The organism is Klebsiella huaxiensis, assembly GCF_003261575.2.
In the GTDB taxonomy this organism is placed as follows: Bacteria; Pseudomonadota; Gammaproteobacteria; order Enterobacterales; family Enterobacteriaceae; genus Klebsiella; species Klebsiella huaxiensis.
On sequence record NZ_CP036175.1, the window covers coordinates 4,067,291 to 4,082,831 of the forward strand.

The 15,541-nt window shown below is 49.0% G+C and carries 12 protein-coding genes and 5 tRNA genes; 6 read left to right on the plus strand and 11 right to left on the minus strand.

Annotated elements, in window-relative coordinates; genetic code table 11:
• Position 1 precedes the first annotated feature (1 nt).
• The 4 genes from galT (at position 2) to gpmA (ending at position 4,316) form a co-directional block, all read left to right on the plus strand.
• Positions 2 to 1,048: a galactose-1-phosphate uridylyltransferase gene (galT, locus tag DA718_RS19475; protein ID WP_112214445.1), complete on the plus strand. Its 1,047-nt coding sequence runs from the start codon at positions 2 to 4 to the stop codon at positions 1,046 to 1,048.
• A gap of 2 nt (positions 1,049 to 1,050) precedes the next feature.
• Positions 1,051 to 2,199, plus strand: coding sequence for a galactokinase (gene galK, locus DA718_RS19480; RefSeq protein WP_112214446.1), 1,149 nt, complete (start codon positions 1,051 to 1,053; stop codon positions 2,197 to 2,199).
• Positions 2,193 to 3,236: a galactose-1-epimerase gene (galM, locus tag DA718_RS19485; protein WP_112214447.1), complete on the plus strand. Its 1,044-nt coding sequence runs from the start codon at positions 2,193 to 2,195 to the stop codon at positions 3,234 to 3,236. Before galK ends, galM begins: the two co-directional genes overlap by 7 nt.
• 327 nt (positions 3,237 to 3,563) lie before the next feature.
• Positions 3,564 to 4,316, plus strand: coding sequence for a 2,3-diphosphoglycerate-dependent phosphoglycerate mutase (gpmA, locus tag DA718_RS19490; RefSeq protein WP_004100351.1), 753 nt, complete (start codon positions 3,564 to 3,566; stop codon positions 4,314 to 4,316).
• Between the two features lie 187 nt (positions 4,317 to 4,503).
• Here gpmA and DA718_RS19495 read toward each other — a convergent pair whose 3' ends face one another.
• Both DA718_RS19495 and aroG read right to left on the minus strand, forming a co-directional pair.
• Positions 4,504 to 8,064: a restriction endonuclease gene (locus DA718_RS19495; protein WP_112214448.1), complete on the minus strand. Its 3,561-nt coding sequence runs from the start codon at positions 8,062 to 8,064 to the stop codon at positions 4,504 to 4,506.
• Between the two features lie 146 nt (positions 8,065 to 8,210).
• Entirely contained in the window at positions 8,211 to 9,263 is a 1,053-nt protein-coding gene (gene aroG / locus DA718_RS19500) for a 3-deoxy-7-phosphoheptulonate synthase AroG (protein WP_112214449.1), read from the minus strand.
• 315 nt (positions 9,264 to 9,578) lie between these two features.
• Here aroG and DA718_RS19505 point away from each other — a divergent pair, with 315 nt between their 5' ends.
• Together DA718_RS19505 and zitB are read left to right on the plus strand one after the other, a co-directional pair.
• Positions 9,579 to 9,947, plus strand: coding sequence for a YbgS-like family protein (locus DA718_RS19505; protein WP_112214450.1), 369 nt, complete (start codon positions 9,579 to 9,581; stop codon positions 9,945 to 9,947).
• 117 nt (positions 9,948 to 10,064) lie between these two features.
• Positions 10,065 to 11,009 (plus strand): CDF family zinc transporter ZitB, encoded by a 945-nt coding sequence (gene zitB / locus DA718_RS19510; protein ID WP_112214451.1) that lies wholly within the window; start codon positions 10,065 to 10,067, stop codon positions 11,007 to 11,009.
• Here the strand turns inward: zitB and pnuC are convergent.
• The 9 genes from pnuC to pal form a co-directional block, all read right to left on the minus strand.
• On the minus strand, positions 11,006 to 11,725 hold the full coding sequence (gene pnuC, locus DA718_RS19515; RefSeq protein WP_112214452.1) for a nicotinamide riboside transporter PnuC: 720 nt from the start codon (positions 11,723 to 11,725) through the stop codon (positions 11,006 to 11,008). The two genes, zitB and pnuC, sit on opposite strands and share 4 nt — an antisense overlap.
• A 35-nt stretch (positions 11,726 to 11,760) precedes the next feature.
• A complete protein-coding gene (gene nadA, locus DA718_RS19520; RefSeq protein WP_112214453.1) occupies positions 11,761 to 12,804 on the minus strand; it encodes a quinolinate synthase NadA in 1,044 nt (347 codons plus the stop codon).
• A gap of 453 nt (positions 12,805 to 13,257) precedes the next feature.
• Positions 13,258 to 13,333, minus strand: a tRNA-Lys gene (locus DA718_RS19525).
• A 132-nt stretch (positions 13,334 to 13,465) separates the two neighbouring features.
• A tRNA-Lys gene (locus tag DA718_RS19530) sits at positions 13,466 to 13,541 on the minus strand.
• A gap of 144 nt (positions 13,542 to 13,685) precedes the next feature.
• Positions 13,686 to 13,761 (minus strand) — tRNA-Lys (locus DA718_RS19535).
• A gap of 3 nt (positions 13,762 to 13,764) precedes the next feature.
• A tRNA-Val gene (locus DA718_RS19540) sits at positions 13,765 to 13,840 on the minus strand.
• A gap of 127 nt (positions 13,841 to 13,967) precedes the next feature.
• Positions 13,968 to 14,043: transfer RNA gene (locus DA718_RS19545), tRNA-Lys, on the minus strand.
• Positions 14,044 to 14,205: 162 nt separating this feature from the next.
• Positions 14,206 to 14,997, minus strand: a complete 792-nt coding sequence (cpoB, locus tag DA718_RS19550; protein WP_112214454.1) for a cell division protein CpoB — start codon at positions 14,995 to 14,997, stop codon at positions 14,206 to 14,208.
• Between the two features lie 9 nt (positions 14,998 to 15,006).
• Positions 15,007 to 15,531 carry a peptidoglycan-associated lipoprotein Pal gene (gene pal, locus DA718_RS19555; protein WP_110276821.1) on the minus strand — a complete coding sequence of 175 codons (525 nt, stop codon included), beginning with the start codon at positions 15,529 to 15,531 and terminating at the stop codon, positions 15,007 to 15,009.
• Between the last annotated feature and the right edge of the window lie 10 nt (positions 15,532 to 15,541).

Consider the following 15,541-nt stretch of genomic DNA (forward strand, 5'->3'; position numbering starts at 1 on the left):
CATGAGCGTATTTAACCCCGTCGACCATCCACATCGTCGTTATAACCCGTTAACCGGGCAGTGGATTCTGGTTTCTCCGCATCGCGCCAAGCGCCCCTGGCAGGGGGCGCAGGAAACGCCGGCAAAGCAAACGTTGCCCGCGCACGATCCGGATTGTTTCCTGTGCCCGGGTAATACCCGCGTCACCGGCGACACCAACCCGAACTACACCGGTACGTTTGTTTTTACCAATGACTTTGCGGCTTTGATGACCGATACCCCTGACGCCCCGGAAAGCGATGATCCGCTAATGCGCTGTCAGAGCGCCCGCGGCACCAGCCGGGTCATCTGCTTTTCGCCAGACCACAGCAAAACGCTGCCGGAACTGAGCGTTGAAGCGCTGGAAGGCGTGGTTAAAACGTGGCAGGAACAGACCGCGGACCTCGGAAAAACCTATCCGTGGGTCCAGGTCTTTGAGAACAAAGGAGCGGCGATGGGCTGCTCCAACCCGCATCCGCATGGTCAGGTATGGGCAAACAGCTTCCTGCCTAACGAAGCGGAGCGCGAAGACCGTCTGCAAAAAGCCTACTTCACCGAGCACGGCGCGCCGATGCTGGTGGATTACGTGCAGCGTGAATTAGCCGACGGTAGCCGTACTATCGTCGAGACCGAACACTGGCTCGCCGTGGTTCCCTACTGGGCAGCATGGCCTTTCGAGACGTTGCTGCTGCCCAAAGCTCACATCCAGCGTCTGACCGATTTAACCGACGACCAGCGCAGCGATCTTGCCCTGGCGTTGAAAAAGCTGACCAGCCGTTACGACAACCTGTTCCAGTGCTCATTCCCCTACTCAATGGGCTGGCACGGTGCGCCGTTTAACGGTGAAGAGAATAATCACTGGCAGCTGCATGCGCATTTTTATCCGCCGCTGCTGCGCTCCGCCACGGTGCGCAAATTTATGGTCGGCTATGAAATGCTGGCTGAAACCCAGCGTGATCTGACGGCCGAGCAGGCCGCCGAACGTCTGCGCGCTGTGAGCGACATCCATTTTCGCGAATCCGGAGTATAACCATGAGTCTGAAAGAGAAAACCCAAGCCCTGTTTGCTGAAAAGTTTGGCTATCCGGCCAGCCACGTTATCCAGGCCCCTGGCCGCGTTAACCTGATCGGCGAACATACCGACTATAACGATGGGTTCGTGTTGCCCTGCGCAATTGATTACCAGACGGTCATCAGCTGCTCGCCGCGTGACGATCGTACCGTGCGGGTGATTGCCGCCGACTACGACAATCAGACCGATGAGTTCTCTCTGGACTCGCAGATTACCAGCCACGATACCCAGCAGTGGTCGAACTATGTTCGCGGTGTGGTGAAGCATCTCCAGCAGCGGAATAACAACTTCGGCGGCGCGGACCTGGTCATCAGTGGCAACGTACCGCAGGGCGCAGGATTAAGCTCCTCGGCTTCACTGGAAGTCGCCGTCGGTACCGTGTTCCAGCAGCTTTATCACCTGCCCCTCGACGGCGCGCAGATTGCGCTGAACGGTCAGGAAGCGGAAAACCAGTTCGTTGGCTGCAACTGCGGCATCATGGACCAGCTCATCTCCGCACTCGGTAAAAAAGACCACGCGCTGCTGATCGACTGCCGCTCATTAGGGACCAAAGCGGTCTCGATGCCAAAAGGTGTCGCGGTGGTGATTATCAACAGTAACTTTAAACGTACCCTGGTCGGCAGCGAATACAACACGCGCCGCGAACAGTGCGAAACCGGCGCTCGCTTCTTCCAGCAACCCGCTCTGCGCGATGTCACTCTGGATGAGTTCAACTCTGTCGCCCACGAGCTTGACCCGATTGTCGCCAAACGTGTTCGCCACGTCCTGACCGAAAACGCTCGTACCGTGGAAGCCGCCACGGCGCTGGAAAAAGGCGATCTGCTGAGAATGGGCGAACTGATGGCGGAATCACACGCCTCGATGCGCGATGATTTTGAAATCACCGTACCGCAGATCGATACCCTGGTGGACATCGTCAAAGCAACCATCGGCGATAAAGGCGGTGTCCGCATGACCGGCGGCGGTTTCGGCGGCTGTATTGTCGCGCTGGTGCCGGAAGATCTGGTCGATACCGTGCAGCAGGCCGTTGCCAAAGAGTACGAAGCAAAAACCGGTATCAAAGAAACGTTCTACGTGTGCAAGCCGTCTCAGGGAGCAGGACAATGCTAAATCAAACAACGGAGCTGGCGCCGGACGGCCAGCCGTGGAATATCCTCACCCTGCGTAACGACGCGGGGATGACGGTGACCGTCATGGATTGGGGCGCCACGCTGCTCTCCGCGCAGGTGACGCTGGCTGACGGCAGCGTGCGCGAAGCGCTGCTCGGCTGCGCGACTCCTGGCGACTATACGCGCCAGGCCGCCTATCTCGGTGCTTCCGTCGGTCGTTACGCTAACCGCATCGCTAACAGCCGCTTTACGCTGGATGGTTGTACCATCAATCTGACCCCGTCCAACGAAGCGGGCCATCAGTTGCACGGCGGGCCAGATGGTTTTGATAAGCGCCGCTGGCAGATTGTCAGCGCTGATGCTCGTCACGTGCTGTTTTCACTCTCGTCTAACGATGGCGATCAGGGATTCCCCGGCAATCTGACGGCAACGGCGCACTATCGCCTGACCGACGATAATCGGATCTCCATCGAATATCGCGCCACCGTTGACCAACCCTGTCCGGTGAATTTGACCAACCATGTCTATTTCAACCTCGATGGCGTGCAGAGTGACGTGCGCAACCACAGGCTGCAAATTTTCGCTGATGTTTATTTGCCGGTAGAGAGCGATGGCATTCCGGGGGGCGATCTGCAAAACGTCACCCTCACCAGCTTCGATTTCCGCACGCCGAAGGTGCTGGCAGATGATTTCTTGCGCGACGAAGACCAGCAAAAAGTGAAAGGCTACGACCACGCGTTCCTGCTTCAGGCGCTGGGCGATGCCAGCAGCCCGGCGGCTCACGTCTGGTCGCAGGATGAAAAACTGCAGATGACGGTCTATACCTCCGCTCCGGCCCTGCAATTCTACTCCGGCAACTATCTGGGCGGCACGCCGTCGCGTACGGCGCAACCGTACGATGACTGGCAAGGTCTGGCGCTGGAAAGCGAGTTCCTGCCAGATTCGCCGAACCATCCGGAATGGCCGCAGCCGGATTGCGTTCTACGCCCCGGCGAAGAGTACGTCAGCCTGACGGAATATCAGTTTATTGCGAAATAATCCCAAGCCCTCCTGATGGAGGGTTTTTTATCCTTTCGCTGAAAAATACGCCACTTACAGACAAAAACATAACCTCAATTTTACAAGCACCTTACACTGAGCCACTATTTTCGCTATGGTTAGGGATAAGCATTGCCGTGAGGTAAATCACAGCAATATAATGAGAATAGTTATCAATCAATAAATATATACACTACAGCATTCGGGTCGCATCAAGGCGGCAAATGAACGAATCTCTGGAAGCATAGTTAACTATGTGACCAGGGTGAGTGAAAGCAGCCAGCAATGAGGCGGCGCGAAGGATGACGTGTATTGAGGAGTAAGAGAATGGCTGTAACTAAGCTGGTACTCGTTCGTCACGGCGAAAGCCAATGGAACAACGAAAACCGTTTCACCGGTTGGTATGACGTTGACCTGTCTGAAAAAGGCGTTGGTGAAGCAAAAGCAGCCGGTAAGCTGCTGAAAGAAGAAGGCTTCAGCTTCGATTTTGCTTATACCTCTGTGCTGAAACGTGCCATCCACACCCTGTGGAACGTACTGGACGAACTGGATCAGGCCTGGCTGCCGGTTGAGAAATCCTGGAAACTGAACGAGCGTCATTACGGTGCGCTGCAGGGTCTGAACAAAGCAGAAACCGCTGAAAAATACGGTGACGAGCAGGTTAAGCAGTGGCGTCGTGGCTTTGCGGTAACACCGCCGGAGCTGACCAAAGACGATGAGCGCTATCCGGGGCACGATCCGCGTTACGCAAAACTGACCGATGCAGAACTGCCAACCACCGAAAGCCTGGCGCTGACTATCGACCGCGTTGTGCCTTACTGGAACGAAACCATTCTGCCGCGTCTGAAAAGCGGTGAGCGCGTGATTATCGCCGCTCACGGCAACTCCCTGCGTGCGCTGGTGAAGTACCTCGACAACATGGGCGAAGCAGAAATTCTCGAGCTGAACATTCCAACCGGCGTGCCGCTGGTGTATGAATTCGACGAAAACTTCAAACCTATCAAACACTACTATCTGGGCAATGCCGACGAGATCGCCGCGAAAGCCGCAGCCGTTGCAAACCAGGGTAAAGCGAAGTAATTAATTTTTCGGGCGGCCATGGTCGCCCTAATTAACGACTGATAACCTCCATTCAGAATATCTGCACCATACCGACTAACACTATCACCGCACACATGTAGCTCACTAAAATACCTCTGATCCGGACACCACTCTGCCAACTATTATTTCTTTCTGTTCCATATCTTGCAGTACCGTAGTCTACAGATCATTTTTCAGCAATCTCGCACCACAGCAAAAAAATCCGTTTAGCAATTGGGTTAGGCAACCCTTCGGCAGAGAATTTATACTCCTCAAGCCGGTGAACACTCAACAACTGTCCATATTGTGATATATATTTTTCAAACATTTGCGCATTAATCTGATCCAACGGAGTCTTAAAGAAGGTGTCTAAAAACACTTTCTCCACTTCGTCATCCCAATATAATGACAGCAAGTCGTACAAAGTTGCATAATACATATGATGACTGAACAACAAAGGAATATGTGGAATAATTGAAGACTTATCCAGTAGGTATTTTTTTGCTATTAATATTTTCTCAATGAAAGCGACAATAACATTTCCATCACCGTATTTCGCTACTTTATGAAATAAAATAGTCACATCATCATCTGACAGAAGGGAAAGCATTTTAGGTTGATAGTCACTTACTGCAGGAAAAGTTCTTGCATCTAGTAAAATTATCTTATCAACAATTTCTCGCTCCAATTCTAGAGTATATTTAAGTACTAACTCCATAATACCAGAAAGTGCAAGTGTATTTTTAATATTAAAACTCATTTCGCTATTATTATTTTTTCTCATTATAGCATCGTTTAGATATATCTTTAGCCATTCAAGGGAAATATTGTTATCACACTTATCCATAAGAATGATCAAGCTCATTTCAACACCAGCTAAGGTATGGCCGGTGACTATATGCTTGAGATAGAATGTATTAATTTCAGATATATAATTTTTAATATTCTGTATTGGTAATTCATCAATGAAGCGGAGTGCAGGCATTATAAATTCAAGTCGATTATTTCGAATAATTTCAATCGCTTCTTTTTCAAATGATTTGAAATGAAATGCACTCGCTAAGGACCATAAGTAATCATAGCCTAAGAATTCCGCTGGTTGTTTTCCACATTTATAAGCCCTAAATAGTTCGTTCTCAAAGGAAATTGTCCCCGACCAGTTTTTCAGTGTTGCAAGAACTTGTTCAATCAGTCCCATATCTAAATTTTGATATGGGACTTCGCGTAATACCAAAGCCATAAATGATTTTATTTCATCGGTAAAATCAACAGGCTCATTTAGTTCATGCAATATTTTTTTCAGATAAAATATAAAATGCTCTTGTTGATTAAGTGCGACTTTTACTGTCGAGATTAGCACTGATTCATTAATTTCACGAATAGCATGGAGTGCAGAATAGAGATCTTTTAAAGAATTGGTACCATAAACAACTCCCTGCAAATTTTCGACATCACTCTCATCTCCGTACAGTCTGAGAGTATCTAATGCCAAGCATAGAAACTTATTCTTATCTTTTTGCCATTCGAGTACCTCATCTCTTGCAATCTTCATAATTAAGGGCACTGGTGCTTTGTACCATAATTGATAGTCACCACCTGATAATTTGGCAAATTGCATCATTGATGATGCTTCTTTCACAGCCTCTTTGAGGAGAATAATATCTCCAGAAACTATCAATGAAGAACGGCGCTGTCCGAGGTGCTGATAATCAATTGCGTTGTTATTTGAGCGTAAACGCGCAATAGCCTTTGGTGTTGAAAGTATCCCTAAAGCAATAATTGCAGCGCTACGCTCAATAATAATATCACTTTGTTCTTTTTCAAGGATCATTTTTTCAGCAATATGAAGTGATTGCCCGCCAATATTTTTACATATTACCGCCCCGATCACCATATCGTTTCTTAAGACAAAATCACAAAATAATATTTTTTCCTCTGGCAAAATACTTTCACTAACAAAAAACCAAGTGTCACGGCTAATAATACTAAATTGCTTCTCCGTGATATGATGCCAATCATTTTTTAATTTATTGGAAAGCAAATAATCGAGCAATATATTATGCTCTGTAAAAACATAGCCTTCATTTATTTTTTTTAGTATTTCAAACTTACTTATAAATTCCAAAAAATGAGACATTGAATTAAAGCTAAAGAAAACACCATCTTCTTTTAGATAGTCATTAACTTTAAAGACAGATGAAGACAGAGCCTTTGCAGATAAGATATGAGAGGCTAAAGTCACACGAGCATAATATACAAGCACCATTATTATTGCTCTGATAGTTTCATTATCCAACTTGTTCAAATCAATATTTTGTGTTGTCATTCTAGATCTGTTTTTCGTGATTTTATTTTCAATAGCCATTTCCAAAATCTGAGAGAATCTAACAGGCAGCATTTTATGATTTTTATAGAAATCCAATGTTTTCACCATACCATATGGCAATCGCAAAAATGATGCCGCTGGATTATTAATTATTTGGTGAAGATCAATATAGAATGATTTTAGTAATTCTTTTGGAAGAAATTGCTGCGCCAATTTAACTATCTGTCGATAGGATAGAGGTTCAATACAAGCAACACCGTTAATATCGTCAATAACCGTCGGGACTCGTAATCCAGTATCTCTAACCGTAATAATACATGGGTAGGTTAATGATAAAGATTGCATTTCATAAACGAAAGCAGGTACATCTGTTTCCTGCATTTCATCCAGACCATCAAACAGAAATAAAAATTCAGAAGGTAAAGAATTCCAGTCACCTTGCGATATACCTAGTGCAGAATTTATCAGTCTATCAAGATTATTTTTTTCGTATACGCTCAATTCAATATAAACAGGTAAATACGATGATGCATCATCTTCAATTATTTTGTATTGAATATGTTTTTGTAAATATGTTTTACCTCCTCCCCCGGGGCAAACAATAAAAAACTTACCTTTCCCCGGTAATACCTCAGGTAATGTATTAATAAAATTAGAATAATTAAATGTACTATTTATGTCATGTTGATGGCATTTTAAATTATCGATGACATTCTCTGGAAGAGTCGTCTTCCGCATATTAAGTTCAATCCCAACCTCGGCCTTACTCTTAACTCTGGCATAGTATTCATGTATATCAAACTTTGCTCTTGGATACTCATGAATAAAAACTTCCACAGCAAAAAAACTATCCAAAAGTGGAACAATTTCTGGCCATACGATAGTCATTTCACACTCAAAATCATTTGCTGACCACACAACTATTTTTGCAGTATCAATAAATCCTTTAATAATATCCTCAGGAACGCCACCTCTTTCAAGAACACTCTGACATTGTTTTTCATAACGCCTGATAGAAAGTTTCTCTAAACACTTACTTTTTAAATCATTAAAATCTTTTTGTCGCAGCATTTTTCTGACTGAACCAGCGACGGTCCCAGAAGTAATGGTGAGATGTTTTGAGGGAGTATCATTGTTTAAAAACCCATTTAGAGCTACTTTTACGACCTCTTCAGCGATAGTATCAGTGCCCAAAGCCGAAGAATAGCGTTTACACTGAATACATATTAGTGAATTATCGAGCGTACTTCGCGCCGTACAATCGTATCCCTCGTCACCGGATTTTTGCCCGCCGTTTTCTACCCTAAATTGCTGATGCTTTCCAATGATAGATAATATGCTATAAACAAAATTTTCAAACTCATCAGAGGTGAGTTGGCTCAGAGGAAGTGGTTTACCTCGGTATAAATTAGGTTTAGCCATTGTAGAATTATCGCTCGTATAAATTCACTAAAATTGTGTAATTGTACCCCTATAGTTATTAATGAAATAAAAAAGATCGCTAAAACTGGAAGTGGATCAAAAAAGCCAACTACATTGAGCCGGCTTTATATTAAGAAAAGAGATACTTAGCCGCGACGCGCTTTCACCGCATCCGCCAGTTGACGAAGCAGCGTGTCGGTGTCTTCCCAGCCAATGCAGGCATCGGTAATACTTTTGCCGTAGGTCAGCGGCTCGCCGCTGTCAAGGTTCTGATTACCTTCCACCAGGTGGCTCTCAATCATCACGCCCATAATCGACTGTTCGCCACCAGCAACCTGCTGACACACGTCCACGCCGACATCCATCTGCTTTTTAAACTGCTTGCTGGAGTTGGCATGGCTGAAATCGATCATGATCTGAGCAGGAAGACCCGCTTTCGCCAGCCCAACTTTCACTTCAGCGACGTGCTGCGCGCTATAGTTCGGCTCTTTACCGCCGCGCAGGATGATATGGCAATCGCTGTTACCGCTGGTGTTCACAATCGCCGAATGACCCCATTTGGTCACCGACAGGAAGCAGTGCGGCGCACCGGCAGCATTAATCGCATCAATTGCGACTTTAATCGTTCCGTCGGTGCCGTTTTTAAAGCCCACCGGGCAAGAGAGGCCAGAAGAGAGCTCGCGATGCACCTGTGACTCAGTGGTACGCGCGCCAATCGCTCCCCAGCTCATCAGATCGGCAAGATACTGCGGGGTGATCATATCAAGGAATTCCCCGGCAGCAGGCAGCCCGCTGTCGTTGATATCCAGCAGCAGCTTACGCGCAATTCGCAGGCCATCGTTGATGCGGAAGCTGTTATCCATATGCGGATCGTTGATAAGCCCTTTCCAGCCCACGGTGGTACGCGGTTTTTCAAAATAAACGCGCATCACAATCTCCAGCTCACCCTTCAGCTCTTCACGAAGCTTAAGCAGACGTTCAGCGTACTCTTTTGCCGCCGCCGGATCGTGAATGGAACATGGACCAATCACCACCAACAGGCGATCGTCATTGCCTTTCAGGATCTGATGGATTGCTTTGCGAGCATGCGCGACAGTATTCGCAGCATTTTCGGTAGCAGGGAATTTTTCCAGGAGCGCAACGGGAGGTAATAATTCGTTGATCTCTTTAATGCGTAAATCGTCGTTCTGATAATTCATCTTATTTCCAGCGTTGCCATACTTATCTAGTTAAATGCAATCCCTCCAATCTATCTCTTCAGTCAAAAAGTGTAAACGTGATTTTACAGTACCGACAGAATACTCCTGGAATTAGGCTAAATTAGACCATAAAGTAGCGGAATGATGGCCATAAACTACAATTTTTAACTGTTAGAACTTAATTTCCTTTAGCATTCAGCATTATATATTAATGCCGTTCGCTGATACCGAGCCTTTAACCATCGCGAGTTAAACCTCTGCTAAATGCACTGTTGGAAGCGTTATCCGACAAATCCACCATAACAGGAGCATCTAATGAAAACGAACAAACTCACCCGTCTTCTCCTCGCAGCAACCCTGAGCCTGGCCAGCGGCGCGGTTCTTGCCGCCGATACTGGCACGCAATCTAATAACGGGCAGGCCAACTCGGCAGCCGATGCCGGACAGGTCGCACCTGACGCACGCGAGAACGTCGCGCCTAACAATGTGGACGGCAACATTAATACTGGTTCCAGCAATACCGGCGGTACAATGCTCCACCCCGATGGCTCAAACATGAACCATGACGGCATGTCGAGCGATGAAGTGCATAAAAACTCGATGTGTAAAGATGGGCGTTGCCCGGATACCGATAAAAAAGTCGGCCAGGATGATGCCAGTAAAACTGACGGCACCACCCAGTAATCGTAGTGTGATGTTGATAATTGAGGAGAGCTCAGGCTCTCCTTTTGCATTTTGTTAAACTAAAAGCGCGATGTTGTCATAAAGTAATAGGGAAAATAATAACGTAGGGATGGCGCCATGGGGCACTCACACTCGCATACTCCTGCTCAACAACCTGAAGATAATAATGCTCGCCGCCTGCTGCTGGCGTTCTGCATAACCGCCGGATTTATGCTGGTTGAAGTCGTTGGCGGGCTGCTCTCAGGCTCGTTGGCACTGCTGGCCGATGCCGGGCATATGCTTACCGACGCAGCAGCGTTGCTATTCGCTTTTTTAGCCGTTCACTTTGCCCGCCGTCCGCCAAATACGCGCCACACTTTTGGTTGGCTGCGGCTGACCACGCTGGCGGCATTTCTCAACGCAATCGCCCTGGTGGTAATTACCATCCTGATCGTCTGGGAGGCCATCCAGCGCTTTCATCATCCTCAACCGGTTGCCGGTAAAACGATGATGATCATCGCCGTTGCCGGGTTGTTGGCCAATATCCTGGCCTTCTGGATCCTGCATCGTGGAAGCGAGGAACGTAACCTTAACGTACGCGCCGCCGCCCTACACGTGCTGGGAGATTTACTCGGTTCAGTCGGGGCGATAATTGCAGCACTCGTCATCCTTACCACCGGCTGGACGCCAATCGACCCGATTCTCTCCGTGCTGGTTTCGTGTTTGGTTTTGCGTAGTGCCTGGCGTTTGCTTCAGGAGAGTATCAATGAACTTCTGGAAGGTGCGCCGCGTTCGCTTGATGTCGATGCACTCAAACGCGACTTACGCCGCTCAATACCGGAAGTGCGCGACGTACATCATGTTCATGCCTGGCTAGTGGGTGAGAAAACGGTGATGACGCTGCATGTTCAGGTAGTGCCGCCGTACGATCACGACGGCCTGCTGGAGCGCATTCTAGATTTCTTACAGCACAAATATGCGATTGAACACGTTACGGTGCAGATGGAGTATCAGCCCTGTAGCGGCCCGGAATGCCGTCTGAACATGTCGCACGCCGGGCATGGGCATCATCACCATCACTAACGAGAAAACGCGTGAGAACCGCGCTCACGCGCGCTGTTAATCCACATCCGGCTGCCGTTGAGCGCGATAAAGGTCAGAAGCAGATATTCGAGCGACATCGCATATACGCCCTGGAGCGCGAAAATAACCACGCTAATGACGTTGATAATCACCCACAGCAGCCAGTTTTCAACATATTTGCGCGTCATCAGAATCATCGCCGCAATGGACAACACCATCATGCAAGAGTCCCAGAATGGGAACGCATCGGGCTGCAGCTCCGGCATCGCCACCTGCAACCCCAGCGTTTGCATGAGCGCAACGGCAATCCGCGTCAGAAACGCAAAGACCGGGTTGATAAACACCGTCATTAAGCCAATAGCGACCACACAGGCCGACAGCCAACCCAGCGCTTTAGGCAGCGGTAGCCAGCGTATTTGCAGCTCCGCCTGATTATCACTGGTTTGCCGTGACCAGGCGTACCAGCCGTAGACGTTGGCCACGAAGAAAAAGACTTGCAGCAAAAGGCTTGCGTAGAGCTGAATCTGGAAGAAGATAATGGCGAACAAAGTCACATTGATCAGCCCAAACGCATAGTTGCTGATCTTCTCCAGGCTTGCCAACCAGATGCATAGCAGGCCTGCAACGGTGCCAACTGCTTCAATCCACGATAAGTCATATCCCCCGGCGCCAATGGGTATGTGCACTAATATGTTCTGCGTACTAAAAAAATCCATCTTATCCCCAGAGCGTGCTGTGACGCGGTAATGAGTTATCCCCGAAGTGTAGCCGCAAAATCGAGCATTCTGTTCAGCGGAACTAACGCCCCGGTACGCAGATGTTCATCAACATGAATTTCATGTTCAGAACCTCCTTTCTCCAGCCCTTCAGCAATTGCCTTCAAGCCGTTCATCGCCATCCACGGACAGTGCGCGCAGCTGCGGCAGGTTGCCCCTTCGCCAGCCGTAGGCGCTTCCAACAGCTCTTTCTCCGGTACCGCCTGCTGCATTTTGTAGAAAATACCGCGGTCGGTGGCCACTATTAGCTGCTTCTGCGATAGCGTTTTAGCCGCATTGATTAACTGACTTGTTGAACCCACCGCATCGGCCATATCGACAATCGCCTGTGGTGATTCAGGGTGAACCAGCACCGCCGCATCAGGATAAAGGGCTTTCATTCTTGCCAGCGCTTGGGTTTTGAATTCATCATGAACAATGCAAGCCCCCTGCCAGCACAGCACATCAGCACCGGTCTGTTTTTGGACGTAGCTGCCCAAATGGCGGTCCGGTGCCCAGATGATTTTTTCGCCCATGCTATCCAGATGCTCAATGAGTTCGACCGCAATACTGGAGGTTACAACCCAGTCAGCACGAGCCTTAACCGCCGCAGATGTATTGGCATAGACCACCACGGTACGATCCGGGTGAGCGTCGCAGAAGGCGCTAAACTCCTCAATCGGGCAGCCCAGGTCGAGAGAACACTCTGCATGCAACGTAGGCATCAGGATGGTTTTTTCCGGGCTGAGGATTTTTGCCGTTTCACCCATAAAGCGCACACCAGCAACCAATAGCGTTGAGGCAGAATGGCGAGCGCCGAAGCGCGCCATCTCAAGGGAGTCAGAGATGCAGCCGCCGGTTTCTTCGGCCAGTTGCTGAATTTCCGGGTCGGTGTAGTAGTGGGCAACCATCACCGCATCGCGATCGCGCAGCAGGCGTTTAATCTTTTCTCGATAGAAGTGCTTCTCATCGCGGCTTAACGGCATTGGCTTCGGCGGAAAAGGATAAATCGCCGCTTCCGGGTCAAACATTACGCTCATCTTGCAGTCTCGTTTCGCTGGCTTAACTTTCAGACCGTAATCAGCCTGTAAAAAGGCATTAATCGGTCATGGTGTTTTATATGCTAAACAAGATAGCCGATTGTACAGAAAATGTCGTGAGGTATTTTATTACTTAGCCGGCATTTCCCGGAGGCGATGCTGCGCATCTGTCCGGGCTACCAAACCCGAAGAACGTACGAACCTGTAGCCCGGGCAAGGCGCGTCAAGCGCCGCCCCCGGGATGAAGCCACGCAAAGGCATCAGGCCCGGTACATTTCCCGGAGGCGATGCTTCGCATCTGTCCGGGCTACTGGCTACTGGCCTGTGCCAATTGTAGCCACGGTAAGCACAGCGCGAGGGTGGAATGGCGCAGCATTAAGGTATTTGTGGATGGTTATAATTTTTGAGGAATGGCAGATAGCAAAAAAGCGCCTTTAGGGCGCTTTTTTGCATTGGTGGGTCGTGCAGGATTCGAACCTGCGACCAATTGATTAAAAGTCAACTGCTCTACCAACTGAGCTAACGACCCCTTGCGGGATTTTACTGCTTGAAGTATTCAGGATGGTGGGTCGTGCAGGATGACTCGGCTTCGCCTCGCCCTACGGGCCGTTACTAACGTAACGTTATCCTTCACGCTTACTACCAGTGCTCACCTAAGCATTGGTGGGTCGTGCAGGATTCGAACCTGCGACCAATTGATTAAAAGTCAACTGCTCTACCAACTGAGCTAACGACCCGCTCGGGTACTTCCTGAATCTTTCTTCACTCGTCACCAATCGAAATTGGTGGGTCGTGCAGGATGACTCGCTTTCGCTCGCCCTAAGGGCCGTTGCTGACGCAACGTTATCCTTCACGTTTAACATCTGAGTTTGATGTTAAATTGGTGGGTCGTGCAGGATTCGAACCTGCGACCAATTGATTAAAAGTCAACTGCTCTACCAACTGAGCTAACGACCCGAGTGGTGGGTGATGACGGGATCGAACCGCCGACCCCCTCCTTGTAAGGGAGGTGCTCTCCCAGCTGAGCTAATCACCCGATACTACGCTGGATACTGCTTTTGGTGGTGGGTCGTGCAGGATGACTCGGCTTCGCCTCGCCCTATGGGCCGTTGCTAATGCAACGTTATCCTTCACGTTTTACTATCGCGTTCCACCAGAACGATTGGTGGGTCGTGCAGGATTCGAACCTGCGACCAATTGATTAAAAGTCAACTGCTCTACCAACTGAGCTAACGACCCACTATTTTCGTCGCTTTGGGCTTATTCGATATCCCTTGGCAACGGCGGCATATATTACTGATTTCAGAATTCAGCGCAACAAAAATTTAGATAAAGATCACTTAACTGCTTAGGATTCATGCGACAAGACCAGAAATAACGCGATTTCTGGTCATGCCATAATCATCCCAGAGCGTTAAGGCGTTTTTGCGCTTGTTTTGCCCCATCGGTGCCAGGAAATTTACTGACCACCTGCTGGTAAACCGCCTTCGCTTTTGCCGTGTCACCCTTGTCCTGCATGATCACGCCGACTTTAAACATAGCATCGGGTGCCTTCGGGGATTTTGGGTAATTTTTCACCACAGAAGCGAAATAATACGCCGCGTCGTCTTTTTTACCCTTGTTGTAATTCAACTGACCGAGCCAGTAGTTGGCATTCGGCTGATAAGTTGAATCAGGGTACTTCTTGACGAAGTTCTGAAATGCCGCAATGGCATCGTCCTGGCGAGAAGAATCCTTAACCAGGGCGATAGCCGCATTGTAATCCGTGTTCGCATCGCCCGTCTGCGCCGGGGCGCCTGACGAAGCCGCTGGCGCAGTCGTGGTGGCCGCAGCCCCCTGATCGCCCGCAGATGTCTGCGTCTGTGCCCCTGTTGCACCTGATCCGCTGCTCAGACCATCGATCTGCAGCAAAATCTGCTTCTGGCGCTCAACAACCTGATTCAGCTGATACTGGCTTTCCTGAATTTGACCACGCAGGGAATCAATATCGGACTGATTATCAGAGAGTTGTTGCTGGAGTTGGGTTAAAAGCTGGCTGTGAGCATTAGAAATACGCTCGAGTTGAGTGACGCGGTCTTCGACCGAGCCTGAGCCGACACTACTGATTGGCGCTTGAGCAAAAGCGGCCCAGGGGGCCGCTATGCCAACCAGTAACGACAGACTCAACAGATGATGTCTGAAGTTACTGCTCATGCAATTCTCTTAGTAAACCAGTACGGCGCGACGGTTTTTGGCGTAAGCCGCTTCGTCGTGGCCCAGTACTGCAGGTTTTTCTTTACCGTAAGAAACGATGGAGATCTGGTCAGCAGAAACACCTTTGCCCTGCAGATACATCTTAACGGCGTTAGCACGACGCTCACCCAGAGCGATGTTATATTCCGGAGTACCACGCTCATCCGCATGACCTTCTACAGTCACTTTATAGGATGGGTTGCTACGCAGGAAGTTAGCGTGCGCGTCCAGCATTGCAGCGAAGTCAGAACGGATATCGTATTTGTCCAGATCGAAGTAAACGATATTGTTCTGCTGCAGCTGTTGCATCTGCAGACGAGCCTGCTCTTCGGAAGACATGTTGCCGCCGTTCGCGTTACCGTCCATACCAGTGCCGGCACCCAGCATGCCTTCACCGCTCTGGTCGTTGCTTGCGTTCTTGTTAGAAGAACACGCCGCGATTGCCATAACCGGCAGAGCGATCATCAGCCCTTTCAGCACTTTGTTCAGTTGCATTTCTTTGATT

Coding starts and splice junctions, on each gene's coding strand:
- DA718_RS19505 (WP_112214450.1), top strand. CDS start 9,579: ATGAAAACGAACAAACTCACCCGTCTTCTCCTCGCAGCAACCCTGAGC.
- galM (WP_112214447.1), top strand. CDS start 2,193: ATGCTAAATCAAACAACGGAGCTGGCGCCGGACGGCCAGCCGTGGAAT.
- galT (WP_112214445.1), top strand. CDS start 2: ATGAGCGTATTTAACCCCGTCGACCATCCACATCGTCGTTATAACCCG.
- galK (WP_112214446.1), top strand. CDS start 1,051: ATGAGTCTGAAAGAGAAAACCCAAGCCCTGTTTGCTGAAAAGTTTGGC.
- pal (WP_110276821.1), bottom strand. CDS start 15,531: ATGCAACTGAACAAAGTGCTGAAAGGGCTGATGATCGCTCTGCCGGTT.
- aroG (WP_112214449.1), bottom strand. CDS start 9,263: ATGAATTATCAGAACGACGATTTACGCATTAAAGAGATCAACGAATTA.
- zitB (WP_112214451.1), top strand. CDS start 10,065: ATGGGGCACTCACACTCGCATACTCCTGCTCAACAACCTGAAGATAAT.
- cpoB (WP_112214454.1), bottom strand. CDS start 14,997: ATGAGCAGTAACTTCAGACATCATCTGTTGAGTCTGTCGTTACTGGTT.
- gpmA (WP_004100351.1), top strand. CDS start 3,564: ATGGCTGTAACTAAGCTGGTACTCGTTCGTCACGGCGAAAGCCAATGG.
- pnuC (WP_112214452.1), bottom strand. CDS start 11,725: ATGGATTTTTTTAGTACGCAGAACATATTAGTGCACATACCCATTGGC.
- nadA (WP_112214453.1), bottom strand. CDS start 12,804: ATGAGCGTAATGTTTGACCCGGAAGCGGCGATTTATCCTTTTCCGCCG.
- DA718_RS19495 (WP_112214448.1), bottom strand. CDS start 8,064: ATGGCTAAACCTAATTTATACCGAGGTAAACCACTTCCTCTGAGCCAA.